We start from the raw sequence: 22,852 nt of genomic DNA on the forward strand, positions 1-22,852 counted from the left end.
GGACAATGGATTGGACAAGGAAGCCGTGGACATACGCATCATGGAGCGGCAACCGTGCCCGTTCGTACGTTTGAAGGAGTCCCCGTGAAGGTCGGAATCGTCGGCGCCACCGGTCAGGTCGGCACAGTCATGCGCAGCATCCTGGCCGAGCGGAAGTTCCCGGTCGCCGAACTGCGGCTCTTCGCCTCCGCACGCTCCGCGGGCTCCACCATCGCCTACGAGGGCACCGACATCACCGTCGAGGACGCCTCCACGGCCGACTACACGGGCCTGGACATCGTGCTCTTCTCGGCCGGCGGCTCGACGTCGAAGGCGCTCGCCGAGAAGGTCGCCGCACAGGGCGCCGTCGTGATCGACAACTCCTCCGCATGGCGCAAGGACCCCGAGGTCCCGCTGGTCGTCTCCGAGGTCAACCCGCACGCGATCGCGAACCGCCCCAAGGGCATCATCGCCAACCCGAACTGCACCACGATGGCCGCCATGCCCGTGCTGCGCCCGCTGCACGAAGAGGCCGGCCTGGAGACGCTGACCGTCGCCACGTACCAGGCGGTGTCCGGCTCCGGAGTGGCCGGCGTCGCCGAGCTGCACGGCCAGGCCTCCAAGGTCGTCGCCGACGCCGACAAGCTCACCCACGACGGCGGAGCCGTCGACTTCCCCGAGCCGGGTGTCTACAAGCGCCCCATCGCCTTCAACGTGCTGCCGCTGGCCGGTTCCATCGTCGACGACGGGTCCTTCGAGACGGACGAGGAGCAGAAGCTCCGCAACGAGTCCCGCAAGATCCTGGAGATCCCGGAGCTGAAGGTGTCCGGCACCTGCGTCCGGGTCCCGGTCTTCTCCGGCCACTCGCTCCAGGTCAACGCCCGTTTCGCCCGTCCCATCAGCGTGGAGCGCGCGTACGAGCTGCTGAAGGACGCGCCGGGCGTCGAACTCTCGGAGATCCCCACCCCGCTCCAGGCGGCCGGCCAGGACGCGTCCTTCGTCGGGCGCATCCGGGTCGACGAGACCGTGGAGCACGGTCTGGCCCTGTTCGTCTCCAACGACAACCTGCGCAAGGGTGCTGCGCTGAACGCGGTGCAGATCGCGGAGCTGGTGGCGGCGGAGCTCGCGGGCTGACCGCGTTCAGCCCTCCCGCGGGGGTCCGGGGGCTCCGCTCCCGGACCCCCGCTCCTCAGTCGCCGGAGGGGCTTCAGTTCGGTCGGCGGACCTCGAAGTGCCAGCAGCCGTACTCCACGGCCCTGACGTGCACCAGCGCCACCTCCGGGGCGGCGAAGGCCTCCGCGATCGCCTCGTCGAAGCCGCGCTCCTCGTCCGCCGGGATCTCCATCAGCCGGCCGCCCACGATGTGTCCCTCCGCGTTGTAGCGGCGGACGGTGCGCAGCGCGCCCGCCCGCGAGAACGGGTAGCCGGGCCGGCCGGCGTCGGGTCCCCCGCACTCCTCGGCGTGGATGAAGACCGGGCCCTGCTCGTCGTACGCACCGGGGCGGGCCCAGGTCGCGGCCGCCCAGCGCCGCAGCGGAGCGTACGAAACGAGGGCGATCTCCTCCCCCACCTCGTTGCCCCGCAGGCAGCAGCGCAGCGGGCTGCCCGCGTCCGTGGCGGTGTACGGGACGCAGGCGCGTCCCGCGTCGTCGGTGTCCCGGAGTTCCTTCAGCGCGGCCGGGTCGATCGCGCGTGCCTCGTAACTGGTCATATGACGAGAATGGCCCGCCCGCCCGGCGCGGTCCGGCGGAAAACGGACATCGCTCTGACAGGGGCCACGTGGAAGGATGGCGGGAAACATCACATATCAAGGAGATGACCGCGTGCCTGGCACGAATCTGACCCGCGAAGAGGCACAGGAGCGGGCGCGCCTGCTGACCGTGGACGCGTACGAGATCGATCTCGACCTCTCCGGAGCGCAGGAGGGCGGGACCTACCGGTCCGTCACCGTCGTGCGCTTCGACTCCGCCGAAGCCGGTGCGGAGACCTTCATCGACCTGGTCGCCCCTGCGGTGCACGAGGTCGAGCTGAACGGCAAGGCCCTGGACGTCGCGGCCGTGTTCCGCGATTCGCGCATCACCCTGCCGCACCTGGTGGCGGGCTCCAACGAGCTGAAGGTCGTCGCCGACTGCTCGTACACCAACACGGGTGAGGGTCTGCACCGCTTCGTCGATCCGGTCGACGAGCAGGCTTACCTGTACACCCAGTTCGAGGTCCCGGACGCGCGCCGCGTCTTCGCGAGCTTCGAGCAGCCCGACCTGAAGGCGACCTTCCGGTTCACCGTGAAGGCCCCGTCCGGCTGGACCGTGATCTCCAACTCGCCGACGCCGGAGCCCAAGGACGACGTCTGGTCCTTCGAGCCGACGCCGCGCATCTCCTCGTACATCACGGCGCTGATCGTGGGTCCGTACCACTCGGTGCACAGCAGCTACGAGAAGGACGGCCAGTCCGTCCCGCTCGGCATCTACTGCCGCCCCTCGCTCGCCGAGTACCTCGACGCGGACGCGATCTTCGACGTGACCCGGATGGGCTTCGACTGGTTCCAGGAGAAGTTCGACTACGCGTACCCCTTCGCCAAGTACGACCAGCTCTTCGTCCCGGAGTTCAACGCCGGTGCGATGGAGAACGCGGGCGCGGTCACCATCCGCGACCAGTACGTCTTCCGCTCCAAGGTGACGGACGCGGCCTACGAGACGCGGGCCGACACGATCCTGCACGAGCTGGCCCACATGTGGTTCGGCGACCTCGTCACCATGGAGTGGTGGAACGACCTGTGGCTGAACGAGTCGTTCGCCACCTACACCGCGGTCGCCTGCCTTGCGTACGCCGACGGATCGCAGTGGCCTCATTCCTGGACCACGTTCGCCAACTCCATGAAGACGTGGGCGTACCGCCAGGACCAGCTGCCGTCGACACACCCGATCATGGCGGACATCCGTGACCTGGACGACGTCCTGGTCAACTTCGACGGCATCACGTACGCCAAGGGCGCCTCGGTCCTGAAGCAGCTGGTGGCGTACGTCGGCATGGACGCGTTCTTCAAGGGCGTCCAGGCGTACTTCAAGGCGCACGCGTTCGGCAACACGCGCCTGTCCGACCTGCTGGGCGCGCTGGAGGAGACCTCCGGCCGCGACCTGAAGACCTGGTCGAAGGCGTGGCTGGAGACGGCCGGCATCAACATCCTGCGCCCGGAGATCGAGACGGACGCGAACGGTCACGTCACCTCGTTCACCGTCCTGCAGGAGGCGCCCGCGCTGCCCGCAGGGGCGAAGGGTGAATCGACGCTGCGGCCGCACCGGATCGCCATCGGCTGCTACGACCTGGACGGGGCCGGCAAGCTGGTCCGTACCGACCGGATCGAGCTGGACGTCGAGGGCGAGCGCACCACCGTGCCGTTCCCGGCCGGCACCGCGCGCCCTGCCGTCATCCTCCTCAACGACGACGACCTCTCGTACGCGAAGGTCCGCCTCGACGCGGAGTCGCTGCGGGTCGTCACGGAGCACCTGGGCGACTTCACCGAGTCGCTGCCGCGGGCTCTGTGCTGGGCGTCCGCCTGGGACATGACCCGTGACGGCGAACTGGCCACGCGCGACTACCTCTCGCTCGTCCTGTCCGGGGTGGGCAAGGAGTCGGACATCGGCGTCGTGCAGTCGCTGCACCGTCAGGTGAAGATGGCGCTGGACATGTACGCGGCGCCGGAGTGGCGCGAGGCGGGTCTGACCCGGTGGACCGAGGCGACGCTCGCGCACCTGCGTGCGGCCGAGCCTGGCAGCGACCACCAGCTGGCCTGGGCCCGCGCCTTCGCGGCCACGGCCCGCAACCCGCAGCAGCTCGATCTGCTGCAGGCGCTGCTCGATGGCACCGAGACGATCGAGGGCCTGGCCGTCGACACCGAGCTGCGCTGGGCCTTCGTCGAACGGCTGGCCGCCACCGGTCTGCTCGACGACGAGGAGATCGACGCCGAGTACGCGCGCGACCGGACCGCGGCGGGCGAGCGCCACGCGGCCGCCGCCCGTGCGGCGCGTCCCTCCCAGGAGGCGAAGGCCGAGGCGTGGGCCTCGGTCGTCGAGTCCGACAAGCTGCCGAACTCCCTCCAGGAGGCGGTCATCGGCGGCTTCGTCCAGACCGACCAGCGCGAGCTGCTGGCCCCGTACGCGGAGAAGTTCTTCGCCGCGGTGAAGGACGTCTGGGACTCGCGGAGCCACGAGATGGCGCAGCAGGTCGCCATCGGTCTCTACCCGGCGCTCCATGTCTCGCAGGAGACCCTGGACGCCACGGACGCCTGGCTGGCCTCGGCCGAACCGGGCGCCGCGCTGCGCCGGCTGATGTCGGAGTCCCGGTCGGGTGTGGAGCGTGCGCTGAAGGCCCGTTCGGCGGACGCGGAGGCGGCGACCGCGTAAGTGCCGCAACCACCGCACAGGTGAGGGGCGCCTCCTTCGGGGGGCGCCCCTTCGCGTTCAGGCCGTGACCGGATCACTCCGGCTGCGGCGCCAGGATGAGCGGCCAGTGCTCGCCCGACCGGGCTTCCGCCAGGACCTGTTCGGCCGGCGTCCCGGCGGGTGCGGTCAGTACGGCGGTGATGTCCGCGGCCTGTGCGTACGTACCGGGGCTGACCCGTGCGCTCACCCGCAGGAGCCGCACCGCCTCCGGATCGGCCGCCGACCGTTCGGGGAACCGGTCCTCGGCGGCCTCAAGGCCCTTCAGCACGACGGGGTACGCGACGATGTCCACGGTCAGCAGCTCGCCGTCCAGCCGCCGCTCGGCCCAGCCGTCCGTCCGCACGAAGCAGAGGCAGCCGTCGCCTTCGTATCCGTAGAGTCCGAGCCTCGCGACGGCGTCCTCGTCCGGGGCCCTTCCCTCGGCGACGATCACGACGAGCGTCACGGACTCCGGTTCGTCAGGATCCAGTCCGGTGCACAGCACGAGCTCTGCCATCTGCCATCCCCACGGGAGCGAAGTAACGGGACCGACCGTGGGCAGACTAGTCCGTCCTTCGGGGCCTTTCCCCGGGCGTCCCCCTAGGGGCTGTCCCGTAATTCCTGGTGGATCAGCGCGCGGCGTCAGATGCGGTGCATCGCAAGGCGGAGGGACGCCCGAATACTGGATGTATTCGGGCGTTCCGACAACGCCGCGAGGTGCCGTAGCTGTCGTCGCGCGCCCGCCAGGAATTGCGGGACAGCCCTTAGGGCCTCTCGTTTGGATCATGCCGGGCTCGCGGGCTCTGGCGCCGCACCTCGCGGCGTTGTCGTCAGTCGGCATGGCTCCGCCATGACTCCCTCCTCCGCCTTGCGATGCACGGCGCCGGAGCCCGCTCCCTGATCCGGCCTGATCCAAACGAAAAACCCTAGGGCCGGGAGGGGCGTGGAGACCCGCCCGGCGGGCGGGCGCCGCAGCGCAGCCGTCCGCCGGGCGGGAGCAGGGATTGCGGTACCGCTCTCAGCCGCCCGACTCCTCGTGGCGGTGGGCCAGTTCGGCCGCGCCCGACTCCGTCAGCGAGCCGTGCAGACGCATCCTGGCCACGCCGCCGTCGGGGAAGGCGTCGAGCCGGACGTGAGTGACGACGGCCTGGGCGCGGAGCGGGAAGCGGTGCAGGGTGTCGGGCTGGAGCCCGGTGCGCGGGATGATCTCGAACCACTCGCCCGTCTCACCGTTGCGGCCCTGGAGGGCGATCCAGCCGGCCGCGTTTCCCTTGAGGTAGGCCGTGTCGATCTCGACCGCGCGGACCGCGCCCTGGGCGGGCAGCCGGAAGCGGACCCAGTCGTTGGTGTCGCGGACGCGACGGCGGCGGTTCTCCCAGCCGTCGTCCATCTTGCGGGACGTGCCGGGCAGGATGATCTGGGTCGGCGAGGAGTAGAAGCGGTCCGAGGCGTCCTCGTAACTGCCGCCGTTCAGGACCGAGATCAGGTCGAACGTGCCGAGTGTGGCGAGCCAGGACGGGTCGGGGAGCACCTCGCCGTGCACCCGGAGGCGGGCGATGCCGCCGTCGGGGTGCTGGCAGAGCCGGAGGTGGGTGCAGCGGCGGCCGCCGGTGATCTCGAAGCCGTTGGCGGCGTGGCCGCGTACGGGGGTCGGCGGGACGATCTCCTCCCACTTCACGTCGTCGGCGAGGAGTTCGGCGGGGCCGGGCGAGCCCTCGACGGACGTGGCCTGGACCGAGACGCGCTGCGGGTAGTTGCCGCGGAAGTGGGCCGTGTCGACGACGATGCCGCGGATGATGCCGGGGGCGCCGAGGCGGATCAGGGCCCAGTCGTGCTCGTCCGGGGCGGGGAACGGGTGGGCGGCGTCCGCGCCGCGCCGGCGGCGGGTTTCCCAGCCGTCCATGATCTTGCCCTTGTGACCGAAGTGCTCGGGGTCGAAGACCGCACGCTCCCGGACCAGGAGGTTCTCGCGCTGGGCGAAGAACTCGTCGTTGGCGGCGATCACGCCTGCGCCGAGGCGGCGGTCGGCGAGGTCGATGAGCTCGGTGAAGGGGAGGTCGGTGGTGCGGTAGTCGGCGTACGGGTCACCGCCGCCGTACGGGGCCGCGTCGTTGGCGTGGGGGTCGTCGTGGCGGTTCTCATTCTGTTCGAAGGTCATGCGTTCACTGTCGTACGACGGAGCCGTTAGGTCCATCGAAAGTTTTCGCATGAAACTTTAAGGCTGACTGAACGGTTTCGCGGCCTCGCGCAGCGCCTCAAGCACCCGGGCCACCGCCGGGCCCTGCTCGGCGCCCTGCCGGACCGCGGCCACCACATGGCGACGGGGCCGGTCCTCGCCGAGGACCCGCATCACCACACCGTCCCGGCCCTGCCGCTCCGCCGACGCCATGCGCGGGATCAGCGCGACCCCCATGTCCGCCTCGACCATGGCGAGGATCGCCGTCCAGCCGGAGGCGCTGTGCGCCTGCTCCGGGACGAAGCCCGCGGCCTCGCACGCGGCCGTGGTGATCTCTGACCAGGGTCCCGATCCGCCGAAGATCCACGGCTCGGCGGACAGGTCCGCCAGCCGCAGCCCGGGCTCGGCGGCGAGCCGGTGGCCGGCCGGCAGCGCCACGTCCAGCGGGTCGGCGAGCAGCGGCAGCACGGCGAACCGGGGGTCACGGGCGGTCGGGGCGTGGGCGGCCAGCGAGAGGGCCAGGTCCACCTCACCGGCGACGAGGAGTTCGTACGCCTGCGCCGCCTCGGCCTCCCGGACCCGCACGTCCGGCCCCGGGCGGTCCTCGTCACGCAGCGCCTGCACGGCGGGCACGACCAGGGCGGGGACGGCGGTGGCGAACGCCGCGATCCGCACCTCGCCTGCCTCGCCGTGCAGATATCCGGTCAGTTCGGCGTCGGCGCGCTCCAGTTGGGCGAAGACCGCCTCGGCGTGCCGCAGCACCAGATGGGCGGCGTCGGTCAGGCGGACGCGCCGTCCCTGCGCCTCCAGAAGCGGTACGCCGAGCTGCCTGGAGAGGTTGGAGAGCTGCTGGGAGACGGCCGACGGAGTCATCAACAGCGCCTCGGCGGCCGCGGTGACGGTGCCCCGGTCGCGCAGGGTGCGCAGGATGCGGAGCTTCTTGACGTCCCACTCGATCATGGCCGCAACCTACCGGGCGCGCTGGGCTCCGCCCCGGGTCCGGACATGCGAATGCGCCGCGCGGTACCTCTGTACCGGCGGCGCACCCGGGATGTCCGGGGTGTCCTGAGCAGCCCTCAGGCCTGCTTCTTGGACTTGTCGAGGACCATGACCAGGCCCGCGATGACCGCGAACAGGGCGATCGGCGCCACGACGAACAGACCGATCGTGTCGATCACGCTCAGGCCCGGACCGGGGTCGTCGCCGTCGTCGCGGGTGAGCGCGAGCGCGGGGGACGACATCAGCAGCATCATCAGCGTCGTTCCGGCGGCGACGGCGCCGGCGCGCATAGCGTTCTTCTTGTCCACGGTGCAAACGTAGCGAACGCCTACGAGGGCCGCTCGCCCGGGGGTGCCGTACGGGTCCTCGGGGGCTCCTGGCGAGGTCTGAGGACTTCCATCAGCCGGTGCAGCCGGGGTGAGGCGGCGAGTTCCTCCAGGGTGACCGGATGGCCCTCGGCGTCGGCGATGGGCAGCCGCCAGTTGGGGTACTGGTCCCAGGTGCCCGGCAGGTTCTGCGGGCGGCGGTCGCCGATCGTGTCCGGGAGCCAGACCCCGGCCATGCGAGCGGGGGTGCGCAGCAGGAAGCGGTGGACGGCGCGGACGGCGGCCTCCTCGTCGCCGCCGCCCTCGGGGAGCATGCCGAGGCGGGAGAGCAGGCCGAGCCACTCCGCGGTGTCGGTGCCGTCCTCGGTGCGCTCCTCGTCCAGCGGGCGGGTGAGCAGGCCGAGGCGGTGGCGCAGCGCCACATGGTCGCCGGTCAGCCGGGCGGCGGTGGACGGCAGGTCGTGGGTGGTGGCGGTGGCCAGGCAGTCCTCGCGCCATTCCTCGGGGGCGAGCGGGCGGCCGGTGCCCGACCAGTCCCGCTCGAACCAGAGCACGGAGGTGCCGAGGACGCCGCGGCGGGCGAGTGCCTCGCGGACGCCCGGTTCCACGGTGCCGAGGTCCTCCCCTATGACGACGGTGCCGGCGCGGTGGGCCTCCAGGACGAGGACGGCGAGCATCGCCTCCGCGTCGTGGCTGACGTAGGTGCCCTCGGTGGGCGGGCGCCCCTCGGGCACCCACCAGAGCCGGAACAGACCCATGACGTGGTCGATGCGCAGGGCACCGGCATGGGCGAGGAGCCCGCGCAGCAGTCCTCGGTACGGGGCGTAGCCGGACGCGGCGAGCGCGTCGGGTCTCCAGGGCGGCAGCCCCCAGTCCTGGCCGCGGGCGTTGAAGGCGTCCGGGGGTGCGCCGACGGACATGCCGTGCGCGAAGGCGTCCTGCTGGGCCCAGGTGTCGGCGCCTCCGGGGTGCACACCCACGGCGAGGTCGTGGACGATCCCGACGGCCATCCCGGCGTCCTTCGCGACGCGCTGGGCCGCGGCGAGCTGAGCGTCGGTCAGCCAGGCGAGCCGGCAGTGGAAGTCGACCCGGTCCAGCAGTTCGGCGCGGGCGCGGGCGGTCTCCTTGGAGCGGGGGTCGCGCAGGCCGGCCGGCCAGGTGTGCCAGTCGGAGCCGTGCACCTCGGCGAGGGCGCACCACAGGGCGTGGTCCTCCAGGGCCTGCCCCTGCTCGGCGAGGAAGTCGCAGTAGGCGGCGCGCCGGCCGGGTGTGAGGGGGACGGCGACGAGGATGTCGAGGGCCTGCCGCTTGAGCGCCCAGACGGCGTCCCGGTCGATCAGGGCGCCCTTGTTCAGCACGGCGTCGCTGAGCTCTGCGGCGCGGCGGCGCAGCTCGTCGAGGGCGGCCGGGTCGGGCGCGTGCCCGTACTCCGGGACGGACTCGATGTGCAGGTGCACGGGGTCGGGGAAACGCCGCGAGGACGGGCGGTAGGGCGAGGGGTCGGTGGGGGTGCCGAGGACCGCGGCGTGCAGCGGGTTGACCTGGACGAAGCCGGCGCCGAGGGAGCGCCCGGACCAGGAGGCGAGGTCGGCGAGGTCACCGAGGTCGCCCATGCCCCAGGAGCGGGCGGAGAGCAGGGAGTAGAGCTGGACGAGGAAGCCGTGGCTGCGCCCGGGCGGCTGCGGGACCCGGGCCGGGGCCACCACGAGCGTGCAGGTCTCGGCCGGCGCACCCGGCGCGCGGACGGTCAGCCGGTGCACCCCCAGCGGCGGTTCGGCCCACCAGCCGGGCACGGCGGGGGTTCGCGGCGGGGCCGTCCCACGTGTCGCGGGGGTGCCTGCGCCCGGCGTTCCGGGGTCCGCGGCGGCCCGGACGGCGCCCGGGCCGGAAACGGCCGGAACGGTACCCCCGGCGGGGATGTGCATCGGCGGCGGCGGGGCCGGAGCGGGCTCCTCCGGACGGACCGTCAGCACCGTGCCGGGCGGCAGTGCGGTCAGGTCCGGGGGCAGCGGCTCCCCGGTCCACACCACCAGCGTGGCCGGGAGCAGCCGGGAGCCGGCCGCGGACTCGGCGGCGGCGAGCGCCTCCAGTACCGCTTCCGGCGTGGCGGCGTCGACACCGAGCGCGGCGAGCACCTCGACGACCGTGCCCTCGGGGACGGGCACCGTGACATCGGCGGACGGGGAGAAGGAGGTGGCGACGCCGTGCAGTGCGGCGAGCCGGGACAAGCCCATTCAGACTCCTGGGGACTCCATGCCCCGAGCGCTGCCGGAGGAAGCCGGCTCGCTGGTCAGCGGGGCGAGGACGGCGAGCGGGGGTTCGCTGGTCAGTGGTGTGGCATCGGCGAGCGGGGGCTCGCTGGTCAGGGGTATGGCGTCGGCCAGCGGCGCTTCGCTGGTGAGTGGGCCGGGGCCGGGAACGGTGGCCGGGCACGCGCTGATCAGCGGGGCGGGACCCGGCGCCTGTTCGGTCAGGGCACCCGGCACCTGTTGGGTCAGGGCGGAGAGCAGAAGCTGCGCTGCGGCGGGCATGGTGGCCTCCTGGCCGTGGGGAACAGGACACAGCAGGCCTACCCAGCGGACGCGGCCGCAGACGTAGGCGTTATGACAACGAGTTCAACGTGCTCCGGGTCACAATCCGTTCCCCGGGGGCCGGTTATCCGTAAGACGTCCGCTGATTTCGGCCATTCGGCGCTGTCTTTCGCGTGCACCGCTGATCACGGCGCACCCTTCACGCCACCCGACATAGCGGGCATTTACCCTACAACGACCATGCGCATTGACACCCTCGCGCGCGGGTGGTGGGCTCGGTGCCCACCGGTGGAAGCGAGGGGAGACAGGCATGCAGCTCAGGCGCAGGAAGCACGCGACGGCCGTCGCCGTGGCCGTGCTCGGCGGGCTGCTCTCCGCGGGGGCCCCGGCCGCCGTCGCAGCCCCCTCGCCGCCCGGTACCCCCGCCGTCACCACCCCGGACCGCACCGACGACGCCGCGCCGCCCGCCGTTTGGCCGCGGCCGCAGAGCATCAAGGTGTCCGGGTCCTCGGTCCCGCTCTCCGGCGAGGTGACGCTCCTCGCCGACGGCCGGGCCGACCCGTACGCGGTCGACGCGCTCCGCCAGGTGCTGCGCGACGCGGGTGTTCGGACCGTCCACGAGGAACTGCCCGGCAGCGGGCCCGTCATCCGGCTCGGCGGGGACGGCGCCGTCGACGCACTGCGCACGCTGCGCGCACCCGACCGCACCGATCTCCCGTCCGGCGGCTACCGGATCGCGGTCGGCCGGGTCGCGGGCCGGGACACCGTCGCCGTGGACGGCGTCGGTGACGACGGCCTGTTCCACGCGGTGCAGACGCTGCGTCAGCTGACCGGGGGCGGCCGCATCGCCGGCGTCACCGTCCGGGACTGGCCGGCCGGCGCCGTACGCGGGATGACCGAGGGCTTCTACGGACAGCCCTGGTCCCAGGAGGAACGGCTCTCCCAGCTCGGCTTCATGGGGCGCACCAAGCAGAACCGGTACCTCTACGCGGCCGGCGACGACCCGTACCGGCAGGACCGCTGGCGCGATCCCTATCCCGCCGGGCAGCGTGCCGAATTCCGCGCGCTGGCCGAGCGGGCCGCCGCCGAGCATGTGACGCTCGGCTGGGCCGTGGCTCCTGGCCAGTCCATGTGCCTGTCGTCGGACCGCGACGTGAAGGCGCTGACGAAGAAGATCGACGCGATGTGGGCGCTGGGCGTGCGGGTCTTCCAGGTGCAGTTCCAGGACGTCAGCTACAGCGAATGGCACTGCTCGGCCGACGCCGACACCTTCGGCAGCGGCCCGGAGGCGGCGGCCAGGGCGCAGGCCCGCGTCGTGAGCGCGGTGGCGCAGCACCTCGCGGACCGCCACCCGGGCTCGGAGCCGCTGTCGATGATGCCGACGGAGTTCTACCAGGACGGGGCGACGGACTACCGCACCGCGCTCGCCCGGGAGCTCGACGAGCGGGTGCAGGTCGCCTGGACCGGGGTCGGGGTCGTACCGAGGACCATCACCGGCGGCGAACTGGCCGGTGCCCGCACCACGTTCCGCCATCCGCTGGTCACGATGGACAACTACCCCGTCAACGACTACGCGCAGGACCGGATCTTCCTGGGCCCGTACACCGGCCGGGACCCGGCGGTCGCCATCGGTTCGGCGGCGCTGCTGGCCAATGCGATGGAGCAGCCGTCCGCTTCCCGGATCCCGCTGTTCACCGCCGCCGACTTCGCCTGGAATCCGAAGGGGTACCAGCCGCAGGAGTCCTGGCAGGCCGCCCTGGACGATCTCGCGGACGGCGACGCCCGCAGCCGGGACGCGCTGCGCGCACTGGCGGGCAACAGCACGGGCTCGGTGCTGGGCGGGGACGAATCGGCGTATCTGCAGCCGCTGTTCGCCGCATTCTGGAACTCCCGTACGGGCGACGGCTCCCCGGCGCGCGACGAGGCGGCACGCCGGCTGCGGGCCGCGTTCACGGTGATGCGCGAGACCCCGCAGCGGCTGGCCGGGCTGGCCGACGGGCGGCTGGATGAAGAAGTGCGGCCGTGGAGCGAGCAGTTGGCCCGCTACGGCAGGGCGGGCGAGCTGGCCGTCGATCTGCTCCAGGCGCAGTCACGCGACGACGGTGCGGCCGCCTGGGAGGCCTCGCTGGCTCTGGACCCGGCTCTCAAGGCCGTGCGGGCGGGCGGCGCGACGGTCGGCAAGGGCGTGCTCGGCCCGTTCCTCGACCGGGCGCGCAAGGAGGCCGACGCCTGGACCGGTTCGGACCGCGACAACGGCACGGTGGCCGAGGCTCCGGGCAGCTACACGGTGCGGTTCGCCCGGGTGCGCCCGCTGGAGGCCGTCACCGCGATGACGGTGCCCGGCGACGACACGACCGCGTCGGGGGCCACGGTCCAGGCCCATGTGCCCGGCGAGGGCTGGCGCAGCCTCGGCACCCTGTCGGCGCGGGGCTGGACCCAGTCGCCGGGCCAGGGTGTGCGGGCCGACGCGGTCCGGATCAGCTGGCCGACCGCCACCCCGGCGATCACCGGCGCACCGCCCCTGATCATCCCCCCGCTCGCGGGCGCCGCCCCGTCGGCCGGAACGGCTCCCCGGGTGCGCTCGCTCGTCCCGTGGTTCGGCGACGAACCCGCCGCCCGGCTCGATCTCGCACGCGGGGAGACGGACGCCGAGATCGGCGGCAAGCCGCAGCGGGTCGAGGCGCAGCTGTCAGCGCGCCGCCCGGCCGAGGTGCGCGGCGCACTCACCGCGAAGGCGCCCAAGGGCATCAAGGTGCGGGTGCCGAAGCAGACGACCGTGCCGCGCGGTTCCCGCACCGGGGTGCCCGTGGAGATCACCGTCGCCGCGGACACGCCCGCGGGTGAGTACCAGGTGCCGTTCTCCTTCGGCACCGAGGAGACCACCCTGACCGTCCGGGCCTTCCCCCGTACGGCAGGCCCCGATCTGCTGCGTACGGCCACCGCCTCCTCGTCCGGCGACGAGACCGCGGACTTCCCGGCGGCAGCGGCCTCGGACGGCGACCCGAAGACCCGCTGGTCCTCACCGGCCGAGGACGGCGCCTGGTGGCAGGCCGAACTGCCGGCCACGGCCCGGATCGGCCAGGTCGTGCTGGACTGGCAGGACGCCTACGCCTCCCGCTACCGCGTACAGGTCTCCGCCGACGGCCGCACCTGGCGCACGGCGGCCACCGTCCGCAACGGCGGCGGGGGCCACGAATCGGTCCGGATGGACGCGAAGGACACCCGTTTCATCCGGATCCAGGGCGACGGGCGGGCCACCGAGTACGGCTACTCGCTCTGGTCGGTCCAGGCGTACGCGGTGGCCGGGCAGGACGACTGACGCACCCCGCCGGGCCCCGGGACGACCGGGGCCCGGGTGCTCAGGCCGAGATGCCGTCGATCCGGGCCATCGCGTCGTCCGCGCCGAACGGTTGCAAGTAGGGAAGCCAGCGTGGGTCGCGGTGTCCCGTGCCGATGATCCGCCAGGCCAGTCCGGTCGGCGGGGCGGGCTGCTGGTGCAGCCGCCAGCCGAGCTCGGGCAGATGGCGGTCGGCCTTGACGTGGTTGCAGCGGCGGCAGGCCGCCACCACGTTCTCCCAGGCGTGCTGCCCGCCGCGGCTGCGCGGAATGACGTGGTCGACGCTGGTCGCGGCGGCGCCGCAGTACATGCAGCGCCCTCCGTCCCTGGCGAAGAGCGCCCGGCGGGTCAGCGGGACGGGCCCCCGGTAAGGGACGCGGACGAACCGCTTCAGGCGGACGACGCTGGGCGCCGGGACGGCACGGGTGGCACTGTGCATGAAGGCGCCGGACTCCTCGAGGCAAATGGCCTTGTTCTCGAGGACGAGGACGAGCGCGCGGCGGAGCGGTACGACGCCGAGTGGCTCGTACGACGCGTTGAGAACCAGGACATGCGGCACGTGGACGCCTCCTTGTACGCCGGCGGCGCGTGGCTCGCGCCGGGACGATCCGATCTCAGTCTCCCCTCCTGCCTGGTCGGAGCGCCACCACGTGCGGGTAACGGGCCGGAAGGATTTTTCTCCGGGGCCCTGTCGCCCGTACACCGGGACGCGCCGGAACAGGCGCTTCGGGGCCCCTGCCGCCGCGATCGCGCCCGGTGTGCGATCGGCCACAGGCCGCCCGCACAGACCGCCGCCACCGCCCTCGCCGGACAGGTCCCTTACCCCTTCCATATCCCCGGGTGAGACGCGTCTCTCCCCTCGATCACGGCAACGGAGCATTCCGGATGCCCCGTTAGTGTGGTTGTTCAGCGCTCGCCCAACTGGAGGTTTCGCCGTGCCCCTGTCCGCCCTGTTGGCCGCAGCCCCGTCGCCCGAGCCCGGTGGCTCGCTGGACGAAGCGGCGAAGCAGGCCGGCAACGCCGCGGGCTGGGTGGAGGAGAACTGGTCCACCTGGCTGAACACCGGTCTGCGGATCGTGCTCATCGCCGCCATCGCGATCGCGTTGCGCATCGCCGTCCGCCGCACCCTGACCAAGCTCATCGAGCGCATGAACCGCAGCGCCCAGGCGGTGGAGGGCACCGCGCTCGGCGGTCTGCTGGTCAACGCGGAACGGCGCCGCCAGCGCTCGGAGGCGATCGGTTCGGTACTCCGTTCGGTGGCCTCGTTCCTGATCCTCGGCACGGCCGCTCTGATGATCCTGGGCGCGTTCGAGATCAATCTGGCCCCGCTGCTGGCCTCCGCGGGGGTCGCAGGGGTGGCGCTCGGCTTCGGTGCGCGCAACCTCGTCACCGACTTCCTGTCCGGCGTCTTCATGATCCTCGAGGACCAGTACGGCGTCGGCGACACCATCGACGCGGGCGTCGCCTCGGGCGAGGTCATCGAGGTCGGCCTGCGGGTCACCAAGCTGCGCGGCGACAACGGTGAGATCTGGTACGTCCGCAACGGTGAGGTGAAGCGGATCGGCAACCTCAGCCAGGGCTGGTCCACCGCCGGCGTCGACGTACAGGTACGCCCCACGGAGGACCTCGACCAGGTACGCACGGTGATCACCGAGGCCGCCCAGCTGATGGCCAAGGACGACCCGTGGACCGAGCGCCTGTGGGGCCCGGTGGAGATCCTGGGCCTGGACTCGGTACTGCTCGACTCGATGACGGTCCGGGTGACCGCGAAGACGATGCCGGGCAAGGCCCTGGGCGTGGAGCGCGAGCTGCGCTGGCGTATCAAGCGCGCCTTCGACGCGGCGGGCATCCGCATGGTCGGCGGCATCCCGGCCCAGCCCGACGAGCCCTCGGCCGCCGACCCCACGGCGGCGATGGCCGCCCCCTCCGCCTACGCCTCGGCCACCTCGCCCCAGTCCCTGGCGGCGACGCCGATTCCTCCGTCCGCGACGAACATCTCGAAGTAGCACGGTCCCGCACGTCCGAGGGGCGCCCCGCGAGGTCTGCGGGGCGCCCCTCGTGCGTGGTGCGGGGGTGGGGTCATCCTGTCTTCGTGGGACAGGTGCGCTGGGCGTTGATCTGGGCGCGGGTCATGGTCTTGCCCCTGGACGTCCTGTACTCGTCAGCACCAAGCTTGACGGACTTCAGCTTGTCAACGTCGACCGAACCCTCGTCCCCCTTCACCTCGTGCCCTCGCGTGCCCAGAATCGCGTCGACGTAGAAGGCCTTGGGCAGCCGTTTGGTCAGCGGCTTCGTCTCCGTCTCGAAACTGCGACCGCTCCCCACGACGAACACCCCCCTGCGGACAGCGTCCGATCGGGGGCCCGTGGCCCGCCATCGGGTTTCGAAGCCGTCACCACGACCAGGTCCGTCCACACTCACCACGATCTGGGCGCCGAAGACGGCTTCCGACGGACAGATCGGATAGGCGACGAGGATGTCGTTGCCCTCCATCCTGAACCCGAAGTGCATGGGCTGAGGTCCCTGCGCCAGCTGGCACGAGGAGAGTGAGGCCGAGAAGAGAAGCGCTGCGGCCGCGAGGCGGATACTTCGCCATTCCCCCCTCACGGAGTGCATGGGTAGTCGCCATCGGCAAAACCCGCCGCCTCTTCGTATGCGTTCTCGCATGGGTCGAAGAGCCCTTCCTGAGCGTAGTCGTATGCGAACTTGAACCCCCGTTTCTGCCACTGCTTCACGTGCTTGCGCTCGTGTCTCAGCTTGTCCGCGTCCACGTTGTTGATGTCCCCTGGCGCCGTGACATAGGTACTCCCGAGGGTCGTCCCCCCACGCCCGAACAGCGGCGCGTTCGTCGTGCAGACCGTGATGTCCGGCTTGTTCTTGCATGAGGCGCCGGCCAGCTCCGCCGCGCCTTGGTACATCACGCCGATAATCGCTGTCTGGAATTTGGGATCCTTCCACACCTCGTAATCACGTCTGGCGCGTTGTCCCAGCCCGATCAACAAGTTGTTCGCCGGATCGAAGAGACTGAAGCCCCGGTGCGAACCACTACCCGTCGGCATGTTCTTGATGTGCAGACGCAGGAACTCCGCCCGGCAGTCCTCGTTGCAGCCTCTCAGGTCCACCGTGGGGAGCAGTCTCGTCGCCGGCGGCATGACCCCGTACATCAACATCCGGATCTGATCCGCGCGCGCCTGCCGCAGGGCGAGCAGTCGCTGCTGCTCGTACAGGAGCGCTCCCTGGCACCGTGCGTCGCAGGTGTTTCCGGTACTGCTGCTGGATGCCGTGCCGTTGGTGCCCGAGCCACCGCTCTGATCCAGCGGCGGGGCCGCGGTCTCCTCGACGGCGATCACTTCCGGTGAGCACTCGTTGCCGGAGCAGGACACGGCGAGGCCGGTCGGGTCCGACAGCGACACCGGGTTGTTCTCGGCATAGGCGTATCCGTTCAGGGACTGGTGCCGGTCGGTCTCCAGCAGCGGGTCCACGCTGAGGAACCGCCCGATGGCCGGGTCGAACTCGCGGGCGTCGATGTGCGTGAGCCCGGTGGCGGTGTCCGCGGTCTTGCCGAGGAACTGTTTGTCGTTCGGCCAGGTGCCGGCCGCTGCTCCACGGCTGCCGCCGAACGGCGTGAAGTAGCGCCTGGTGACGGCCTGGGTCGTCGCATCGAGGGCGATGCTCGACGTGCCGTGGTTGTCCCCGGCCAGGAACATGAGCCGCTGGCTGCCCGACTCGTTGCTCCGGACGGCAACGGCCGTACCGTCCACGGCGTACGAGCGGGTGGCCCAGGTTCTGGTCGTGCTGCCCGTCACCTTCCGGTGGATCTCCGTGCCGCCCAGGTGGAGGACGCTCTCCCCGTCACCGGTGGCCCGGCGGATGAGCAGCGAGCCGTCCGCGTCGTAGAGATACCCCGTCTTCCTGGTTCCCTCCGTGAGCAGCGCCAGACGCCCCTCCGGGTCCCACTTCAGGTCCTGCGCGGCGGACGCGCCGGGCCGCTTGATCGTGTTGCCCGCCTTGTCGTACGTGTACGTGGGGGCGACTCCCGTACAGGGCGCCGTGCCGGTCGCCTTGGTGGTGGCGGTCAGCGTGCGGCGCTGAGTGGTGCTGGTGTAGCAGTAGGTACTGGTCGTACCCGGCGTCGTACTGGGTCTCGGAGGTCCGCAGTCCCGCCGCGTCGTAGGCATACGTGGTGCGGTACGGAGCCGGGCCCCCGAGTGTTGTGCCGGAGCAGTCGACGGTGGTCGACGTCCGCGCCTCCTTGAGCCGCCGCTGCCCGTCGTGTCACGGACATCAGGCAGCTTCGGTCGGGCGGGAGTGGGGCGTTCCGCGGACAGCTCCGGCCACCCCGCGGGGAACACCCCCGCCGGAGCACCTCCGCCGCAACGGCCCGCGAGCGAACCAATGCCGGGACAACTCGGTTCATCAAGGTGAGTGTTGGGAATACACAGCCCCGTGACACCGCCTGGCGAAGGTCCGGGCCGCGCGGGCGCCTCCCCGCCCAGGTAACGCTTTGGTTGCCACCGCGGTGCAGACCATTGACGCCCTGGTGACGCGCGTCCTACGGTCCTCTCACCGAATAGGAAACTTTCCTAACAGAGGGCAGGTGCAGTGATCATGGCCGGAACCACGCCGGGCACCCCCCGCGTTCTGCGCGCCATGAACGACCGCGCCGCACTCGATCTGCTGCTGGAGCACGGCCCCCTGTCGCGGACCCGGATCGGGAAGCTGACCGGGCTCTCCAAGCCCACTGCCTCCCAGCTGCTGGCCAGGCTGGAGGCGGCCGGACTGGTCGTCGCCACCGGGACCGCGGCCGGGCGGCCCGGGCCCAACGCGCAGCTGTACGCCGTCAACGCCTCGGCCGCCCATGTCGCGGGGCTCGATGTGAACGCCCAGCGGATCGTCGCCGCCGTCGCCGACGTGACGGGCCGGACGGTCGGCGAGTTCGAGCTGCGGACGCCGGGCCGGCGCGCCGACAGTGTGGTGCGCCAGGTGGCGGACGCGCTGGACGGGGCGGTCAAGGAGGCCGGGCTGACGCGGTCCGATGTGCACCGGGTCGTCATCGGTACGCCGGGCGCGTTCGACCCGGGCACGGGCAGGCTGCGGTACGCCTCGCACCTGCCCGGCTGGCACTCCCCCACCCTGCTGGACGAGCTGGCGGCCTTCCTGCCGATGCCGGTGGAGTACGAGAACGACGTGAACCTCGTCGCGGTGGCCGAACAACGGCTCGGCGCGGCGCGGGGGCACGACGACTTCGTGCTGCTGTGGAACGAGGAAGGGCTCGGTGCCGCCCTCGTCATCAACGGCCGGCTCCACCGCGGCTTCACCGGCGGCGCCGGCGAGGTCGGCTTCCTGCCGGTACCGGGCGCCCCGCTGGTCCGCCAGGTCACCAAGGCGAACGCGGGCGGCTTCCAGGAGCTGGCGGGCGCCCAGGTGCTCGCCCGGCTGGCCCGCGAGCTCGGCATCGACGACGAGGCGGTGCGCGGCCCGGGCACCCATCACGAGATCGCGGCCGAGCTGGTGGGCCGGGCGGCCGCGGCCGTGGAGCAGGGTGAGGGCGGGCCGTACGGCCGGCTGCTCGATCTGTTCGCCACCGGTCTGGCCACCGGTCTCGCCTCGATGGTCGCCGTCCTGGACCCCGAGCTCGTCGTGCTGTCCGGTGAACTGATCGCGCGCGGCGGGGAACCGCTGCGCGGCCGGGTTGCGGCCGAGCTCGCCGAGCTCGCGGCGTCCCGGCCCCGGCTGATCACCGGCGAAGTGACCCACCGACCCGTACTGCGCGGCGCGCTGGAGAGCGCGCTCGCCACCACCCGCGACGAAGTGTTCGACACCTCGCGCTGAACCCGCCCCGTCCACGTACGCCCTCCTTCCCTGCCCCAACCCTTCATCGGGAGACACCACCATGTCCGGAAACCGCCGGAAGCCGGCCGTCGCGCTCGCCGTGACCGCCGCGATAGCCCTGTTCGCCTCCGCCTGTACCGGGCAGAGCAATTCCGGTGCCAGTGATGACGCGTCCAAGGACACGACCATCAACTTCTGGCACGGCTGGAGCGCCCCGAACGAGGTCAAGGGAATTCAGGACACGGTCGACGCCTTCGAGAAGGCGCACCCCAACATCCACGTGAAGGTCGTCGGCAACATGACCGACGACAAGATCAACCAGGCGCTCCGCGCGGGCGGTTCCAAGGCTCCGGACGTGGTCTCGTCGTTCACCACGAACAACGTGGGCAAGTTCTGTTCGTCGAAGGCCTTCGTCGACCTCAACCCGTTCCTGAAGAAGGACGGGATCGACGCGGACGCGACCTTCCCGAAGGCGATGAACGAGTACACGCAGTTCGACGGCGTGCGCTGCACGGTGCCGCTGCTGGGCGACGCGTACGGCCTGTACTACAACAAGGACGCGTTCAAGGCCGCCGGCATCACCAGCCCGCCGAAGACCTGGTCCGAGTTCGCCGCCGATGCCAAGAAGCTGACGAAGACCAAGGGTGACTCGTACGAGCAGCTCGGCTTCATGCCGAACTACCACGGCTACGAGTCGACGACCGAGCACTACCTCGGCAGCTGGAACCCGACCTACTTCGACGCGGACGGCAAGTCCAACATCGCCAAGGATCCGGCGTTCACGTCGATGCTCACCAACCAGAAGAAGCTGGTCGACTCGCTCGGCGGCTACCGGAAGCTGGAGAAGTTCCGTACCGGCTTCGGTGACGAGTGGGGCGCCAAGCACCCGTTCCACACCGGCCAGGTGGCCATGCAGATGGACGGCCCGTGGCGGCTCGGCATGGCCGAGGAGACCAAGCCGAAGTTCGAGATCGGCGTGGCCCCGATGCCCGTCGCCGACGACGAGGCCGACACGTACGGAAAGGGCTATATCACCGGCACCATCGCCGGGATCGCCGCCACCTCCAGCAAGCAGAACGCCGCCTGGGAGCTGGTGAAGTTCATGACGACCGACACCGACGCGGTGGTGAACTTCGCCAACGCCATCCACAACGTGCCGTCCACGCTGGCCGCGCTCAAGTCGCCGAAGCTGAAGTACGACCCGCGCTTCAAGACCTTCCTGGACATCGCGGCCGACCCGAAGTCCACCACCACCCCGCCCTCGGTGAACGGCGGCGCGTACCTGACGTCCCTGCAGAACCTCGGCTTCGACGTCGAGAAGGGCAGCCAGAAGGATCTGAAGGCGGGCCTGGAGAAGACCGCCAAGGAAATCGACGCCGCGATCGCACAGGCGAAGTAGCACCACGATGAGCACGTACACACTCCGTTCGAAGCGCCGCCGCGCGGCGCTTCGGACGGCGGCCTTCATGTCGCCGTGGCTGATCGGGTTCTGCGTCTTCTTCGCCTACCCGCTGATCTCCACGCTCTATTTCTCCTTCACCAGCTACGACGGTTTCTCGGCCCCCGAGTTCAGCGGGCTGCAGAACTGGTCGTTCGTCTTCAACGACTACCCGCTGTTCTGGCCCGCCCTGCGCAACACGCTCTGGCTGGTCGTGGTCATGGTGACCTGCCGGGTCGTCTTCGGCCTCGGCATCGGCATGCTGATCACCAAGATCAAGACGGGTACCGGCGTCTTCCGGACGCTCTTCTACCTGCCGTACCTGGCCCCGCCGGTCGCGGCCACGCTGGGCTTCGTCTTCCTGCTCAACCCGGGCACGGGACCGGTCAATTCGATCCTCGGCGAGCTCGGACTGCCGACCCCGGGCTGGTTCACCGACGCCACCTGGTCCAAGCCGGCGCTGACCGCCCTCGCCGTGTGGGGGGTCGGCGACCTGATGGTGATCTTCATGGCCGCGCTCCTCGACGTACCGAAGGAGCAGTACGAGGCGGCGGAGCTGGACGGGGCTTCCTCGTACCAGCGGTTCCGCTTCGTCACGCTGCCGAACATCTCGCCGATCATCATGTTCGCCGTGGTCACCGGCATCATCCAGACGATGCAGTACTACACCCAGCCCCTGGTGGCCGGGAAAGTCGCGTCCGGTGTCATGGGCGGCTCGGGGCAGCAGTTCGAACCCGGCTATCCCGACAAGTCGACACTGACGCTTCCGCAGCTGGTCTACAACCTCGGTTTCCAGCGCTTCGACTACGGCTCCGCCTGTGTGGTCGCGCTCGTTCTCTTCGTCCTCGCCATGGCGTTCACCGCACTGCTGATGCGGCGCCGCAGCGGACTGATCCAGGCAGGTGAGTGACGTGGCGCAGGTTCTCGACACCCCGAAGGCCGCCGGCCCGGCGAGTGACCCCGTCACCCCGGCCGAACGCGTAGCGCGCCGCAAGGCACTGCTGCACTGGATCGGTGTGCACTCGCTCGGCGTCGCGGCCGCGCTCTTCTTCGTGCTGCCGTTCGTCTTCCTGTTCCTCACCTCGCTGATGAGCGACCAGCAGGCACTGACCCGTGACCTGTGGCCGCACCCCTTCGAGTGGAGCAACTACAAGGAGGTGTTCGACACCCCGGGCTTTCTGACCTGGTGGAAGAACACCCTGCTGTACGCGGGCCTCGGCACCGTCCTCACGGTCGTGTCCTCGCTGCCCGTGGCGTACGCGCTCGCCAAGTTCCGCTTCCGCGGCCGTCACCTGTCGCTGATGCTCGTCATCTCGATGATGATGCTGCCGCCGCAGGTCGTCGTCATCCCGATGTACCTGTTCTGGGCCAAACAGCTGGACATGTCCGGCACACTCTGGCCGCTGATCATCCCGATGGCGTTCGGCGACGCGTTCTCCATCTTCCTGCTGCGGCAGTTCCTGCTGACCATTCCCAACGAGTATCTCGACGCGGCGAAGGTGGACGGCTGCGGTGAATTCCGCACCCTGCTGCGCGTCGTGATCCCGATGGCCAAGCCGGGCATCGCCGCCGTCGCCCTCTTCCAGTTCTTCTACGCCTGGAACGACTACTTCGGCCCGCAGATCTACGCCTCCGAGAACCCGGCGGCCTGGACGCTGAGTTACGGACTTGAGTCCTTCAAGGGCGCACACCACACCGACTGGAACCTGACCATGGCCGCGACCGTTCTGGTCATGGCCCCTGTGATCGTCGTCTTCTTCTTCGCACAGAAGGCATTTGTCGAGGGCGTCACACTGACCGGAGTAAAGGGCTGATT

At 70.9% G+C, this 22,852-nt stretch carries 18 protein-coding genes; 8 read left to right on the plus strand and 10 right to left on the minus strand.

All coding sequences use genetic code 11. The features are described 5' to 3' along the window. Window positions 1-84 precede the first annotated feature (84 nt). Window positions 85-1,113 (plus strand): aspartate-semialdehyde dehydrogenase, encoded by a 1,029-nt coding sequence (locus tag SH922_RS13175; protein WP_393058154.1) that lies wholly within the window; start codon window positions 85-87, stop codon window positions 1,111-1,113. A gap of 73 nt (window positions 1,114-1,186) precedes the next feature. Here the strand turns inward: SH922_RS13175 and SH922_RS13180 are convergent, their stop codons facing one another. Then, window positions 1,187-1,690 carry a DUF1203 domain-containing protein gene (locus tag SH922_RS13180; RefSeq protein ID WP_393058155.1) on the minus strand — a complete coding sequence of 168 codons (504 nt, stop codon included), beginning with the start codon at window positions 1,688-1,690 and terminating at the stop codon, window positions 1,187-1,189. Window positions 1,691-1,802: 112 nt separating this feature from the next. On the opposite strand from SH922_RS13180, the gene pepN reads away from it, so the two are divergent. Continuing rightward, window positions 1,803-4,379: an aminopeptidase N gene (gene pepN / locus SH922_RS13185; protein WP_393058156.1), complete on the plus strand. Its 2,577-nt coding sequence runs from the start codon at window positions 1,803-1,805 to the stop codon at window positions 4,377-4,379. Window positions 4,380-4,452: 73 nt separating this feature from the next. Here pepN and SH922_RS13190 read toward each other — a convergent pair whose 3' ends face one another. The 6 genes from SH922_RS13190 to SH922_RS13215 all read right to left on the minus strand — a co-directional run bounded on the left by SH922_RS13190 (window position 4,453) and on the right by SH922_RS13215 (window position 10,429). After that, a complete protein-coding gene (locus SH922_RS13190; RefSeq protein WP_393058157.1) occupies window positions 4,453-4,914 on the minus strand; it encodes a hypothetical protein in 462 nt (153 codons plus the stop codon). Between the two features lie 501 nt (window positions 4,915-5,415). Next, the gene (gene alc / locus SH922_RS13195) at window positions 5,416-6,555 is read right to left on the minus strand and encodes an allantoicase (RefSeq protein WP_393058158.1); all 1,140 of its coding nucleotides are present in this window, start codon (window positions 6,553-6,555) and stop codon (window positions 5,416-5,418) included. A gap of 57 nt (window positions 6,556-6,612) precedes the next feature. Then, window positions 6,613-7,533, minus strand: a complete 921-nt coding sequence (locus tag SH922_RS13200; RefSeq protein ID WP_393058159.1) for a LysR family transcriptional regulator — start codon at window positions 7,531-7,533, stop codon at window positions 6,613-6,615. A 116-nt stretch (window positions 7,534-7,649) separates the two neighbouring features. Then, window positions 7,650-7,880 carry a hypothetical protein gene (locus SH922_RS13205; RefSeq protein WP_326736202.1) on the minus strand — a complete coding sequence of 77 codons (231 nt, stop codon included), beginning with the start codon at window positions 7,878-7,880 and terminating at the stop codon, window positions 7,650-7,652. Window positions 7,881-7,900: 20 nt separating this feature from the next. Next, window positions 7,901-10,132 (minus strand): 4-alpha-glucanotransferase, encoded by a 2,232-nt coding sequence (gene malQ, locus SH922_RS13210; protein WP_393058160.1) that lies wholly within the window; start codon window positions 10,130-10,132, stop codon window positions 7,901-7,903. Continuing rightward, window positions 10,133-10,429 carry a hypothetical protein gene (locus SH922_RS13215; RefSeq protein ID WP_393058161.1) on the minus strand — a complete coding sequence of 99 codons (297 nt, stop codon included), beginning with the start codon at window positions 10,427-10,429 and terminating at the stop codon, window positions 10,133-10,135. 310 nt (window positions 10,430-10,739) lie between these two features. Between SH922_RS13215 and SH922_RS13220 the strand changes: the two genes are divergently transcribed. Next, window positions 10,740-13,748, plus strand: coding sequence for a beta-N-acetylglucosaminidase domain-containing protein (locus SH922_RS13220; protein WP_393058162.1), 3,009 nt, complete (start codon window positions 10,740-10,742; stop codon window positions 13,746-13,748). Between the two features lie 40 nt (window positions 13,749-13,788). On the opposite strand, the gene SH922_RS13225 is transcribed toward SH922_RS13220, so the two are convergent. Next, on the minus strand, window positions 13,789-14,325 hold the full coding sequence (locus tag SH922_RS13225; RefSeq protein WP_250969730.1) for an HNH endonuclease: 537 nt from the start codon (window positions 14,323-14,325) through the stop codon (window positions 13,789-13,791). A 376-nt stretch (window positions 14,326-14,701) separates the two neighbouring features. Here SH922_RS13225 and SH922_RS13230 point away from each other — a divergent pair, with 376 nt between their 5' ends. Further along, the gene (locus SH922_RS13230) at window positions 14,702-15,772 is read left to right on the plus strand and encodes a mechanosensitive ion channel family protein (RefSeq protein WP_393058163.1); all 1,071 of its coding nucleotides are present in this window, start codon (window positions 14,702-14,704) and stop codon (window positions 15,770-15,772) included. A 73-nt stretch (window positions 15,773-15,845) separates the two neighbouring features. Here the strand turns inward: SH922_RS13230 and SH922_RS13235 are convergent, their stop codons facing one another. Beyond that, a complete protein-coding gene (locus tag SH922_RS13235; protein WP_393058164.1) occupies window positions 15,846-16,277 on the minus strand; it encodes a hypothetical protein in 432 nt (143 codons plus the stop codon). Between the two features lie 92 nt (window positions 16,278-16,369). Continuing rightward, window positions 16,370-17,944, minus strand: a complete 1,575-nt coding sequence (locus SH922_RS13240) for an RHS repeat domain-containing protein (RefSeq protein WP_393058165.1) — start codon at window positions 17,942-17,944, stop codon at window positions 16,370-16,372. 430 nt (window positions 17,945-18,374) lie between these two features. Here SH922_RS13240 and SH922_RS13245 point away from each other — a divergent pair, with 430 nt between their 5' ends. From SH922_RS13245 to SH922_RS13260, 4 genes are all read left to right on the plus strand, one after another. Further along, window positions 18,375-19,598, plus strand: coding sequence for an ROK family protein (locus tag SH922_RS13245; RefSeq protein ID WP_393058166.1), 1,224 nt, complete (start codon window positions 18,375-18,377; stop codon window positions 19,596-19,598). A gap of 61 nt (window positions 19,599-19,659) precedes the next feature. Then, the gene (locus SH922_RS13250) at window positions 19,660-20,997 is read left to right on the plus strand and encodes an ABC transporter substrate-binding protein (RefSeq protein WP_393058167.1); all 1,338 of its coding nucleotides are present in this window, start codon (window positions 19,660-19,662) and stop codon (window positions 20,995-20,997) included. 7 nt (window positions 20,998-21,004) lie between these two features. Further along, window positions 21,005-21,946, plus strand: coding sequence for a carbohydrate ABC transporter permease (locus SH922_RS13255; protein ID WP_393058168.1), 942 nt, complete (start codon window positions 21,005-21,007; stop codon window positions 21,944-21,946). 1 nt (window position 21,947) lies between these two features. Next, the gene (locus SH922_RS13260) at window positions 21,948-22,850 is read left to right on the plus strand and encodes a carbohydrate ABC transporter permease (protein ID WP_393058169.1); all 903 of its coding nucleotides are present in this window, start codon (window positions 21,948-21,950) and stop codon (window positions 22,848-22,850) included. Window positions 22,851-22,852 lie beyond the last annotated feature (2 nt).

Origin of the sequence: Streptomyces sp. LN549, assembly GCF_043203805.1 — a bacterium.
Taxonomy (GTDB): Bacteria; Actinomycetota; Actinomycetes; order Streptomycetales; family Streptomycetaceae; genus Streptomyces.

What these genes read in the sequence shown, in the direction of transcription:
- SH922_RS13180 (WP_393058155.1), bottom strand. Translation starts at nt 1,690, where the DNA reads ATGACCAGTTACGAGGCACGCGCGATCGACCCGGCCGCGCTGAAGGAA.
- SH922_RS13190 (WP_393058157.1), bottom strand. Translation starts at nt 4,914, where the DNA reads ATGGCAGAGCTCGTGCTGTGCACCGGACTGGATCCTGACGAACCGGAG.
- alc (WP_393058158.1), bottom strand. Translation starts at nt 6,555, where the DNA reads ATGACCTTCGAACAGAATGAGAACCGCCACGACGACCCCCACGCCAAC.
- SH922_RS13200 (WP_393058159.1), bottom strand. Translation starts at nt 7,533, where the DNA reads ATGATCGAGTGGGACGTCAAGAAGCTCCGCATCCTGCGCACCCTGCGC.
- malQ (WP_393058160.1), bottom strand. Translation starts at nt 10,132, where the DNA reads ATGGGCTTGTCCCGGCTCGCCGCACTGCACGGCGTCGCCACCTCCTTC.
- SH922_RS13215 (WP_393058161.1), bottom strand. Translation starts at nt 10,429, where the DNA reads ATGCCCGCCGCAGCGCAGCTTCTGCTCTCCGCCCTGACCCAACAGGTG.
- SH922_RS13220 (WP_393058162.1), top strand. Translation starts at nt 10,740, where the DNA reads ATGCAGCTCAGGCGCAGGAAGCACGCGACGGCCGTCGCCGTGGCCGTG.
- SH922_RS13235 (WP_393058164.1), bottom strand. Translation starts at nt 16,277, where the DNA reads ATGCACTTCGGGTTCAGGATGGAGGGCAACGACATCCTCGTCGCCTAT.
- SH922_RS13240 (WP_393058165.1), bottom strand. Translation starts at nt 17,944, where the DNA reads ATGCCTACGACGCGGCGGGACTGCGGACCTCCGAGACCCAGTACGACG.
- SH922_RS13245 (WP_393058166.1), top strand. Translation starts at nt 18,375, where the DNA reads ATGGCCGGAACCACGCCGGGCACCCCCCGCGTTCTGCGCGCCATGAAC.
- SH922_RS13250 (WP_393058167.1), top strand. Translation starts at nt 19,660, where the DNA reads ATGTCCGGAAACCGCCGGAAGCCGGCCGTCGCGCTCGCCGTGACCGCC.
- SH922_RS13255 (WP_393058168.1), top strand. Translation starts at nt 21,005, where the DNA reads ATGAGCACGTACACACTCCGTTCGAAGCGCCGCCGCGCGGCGCTTCGG.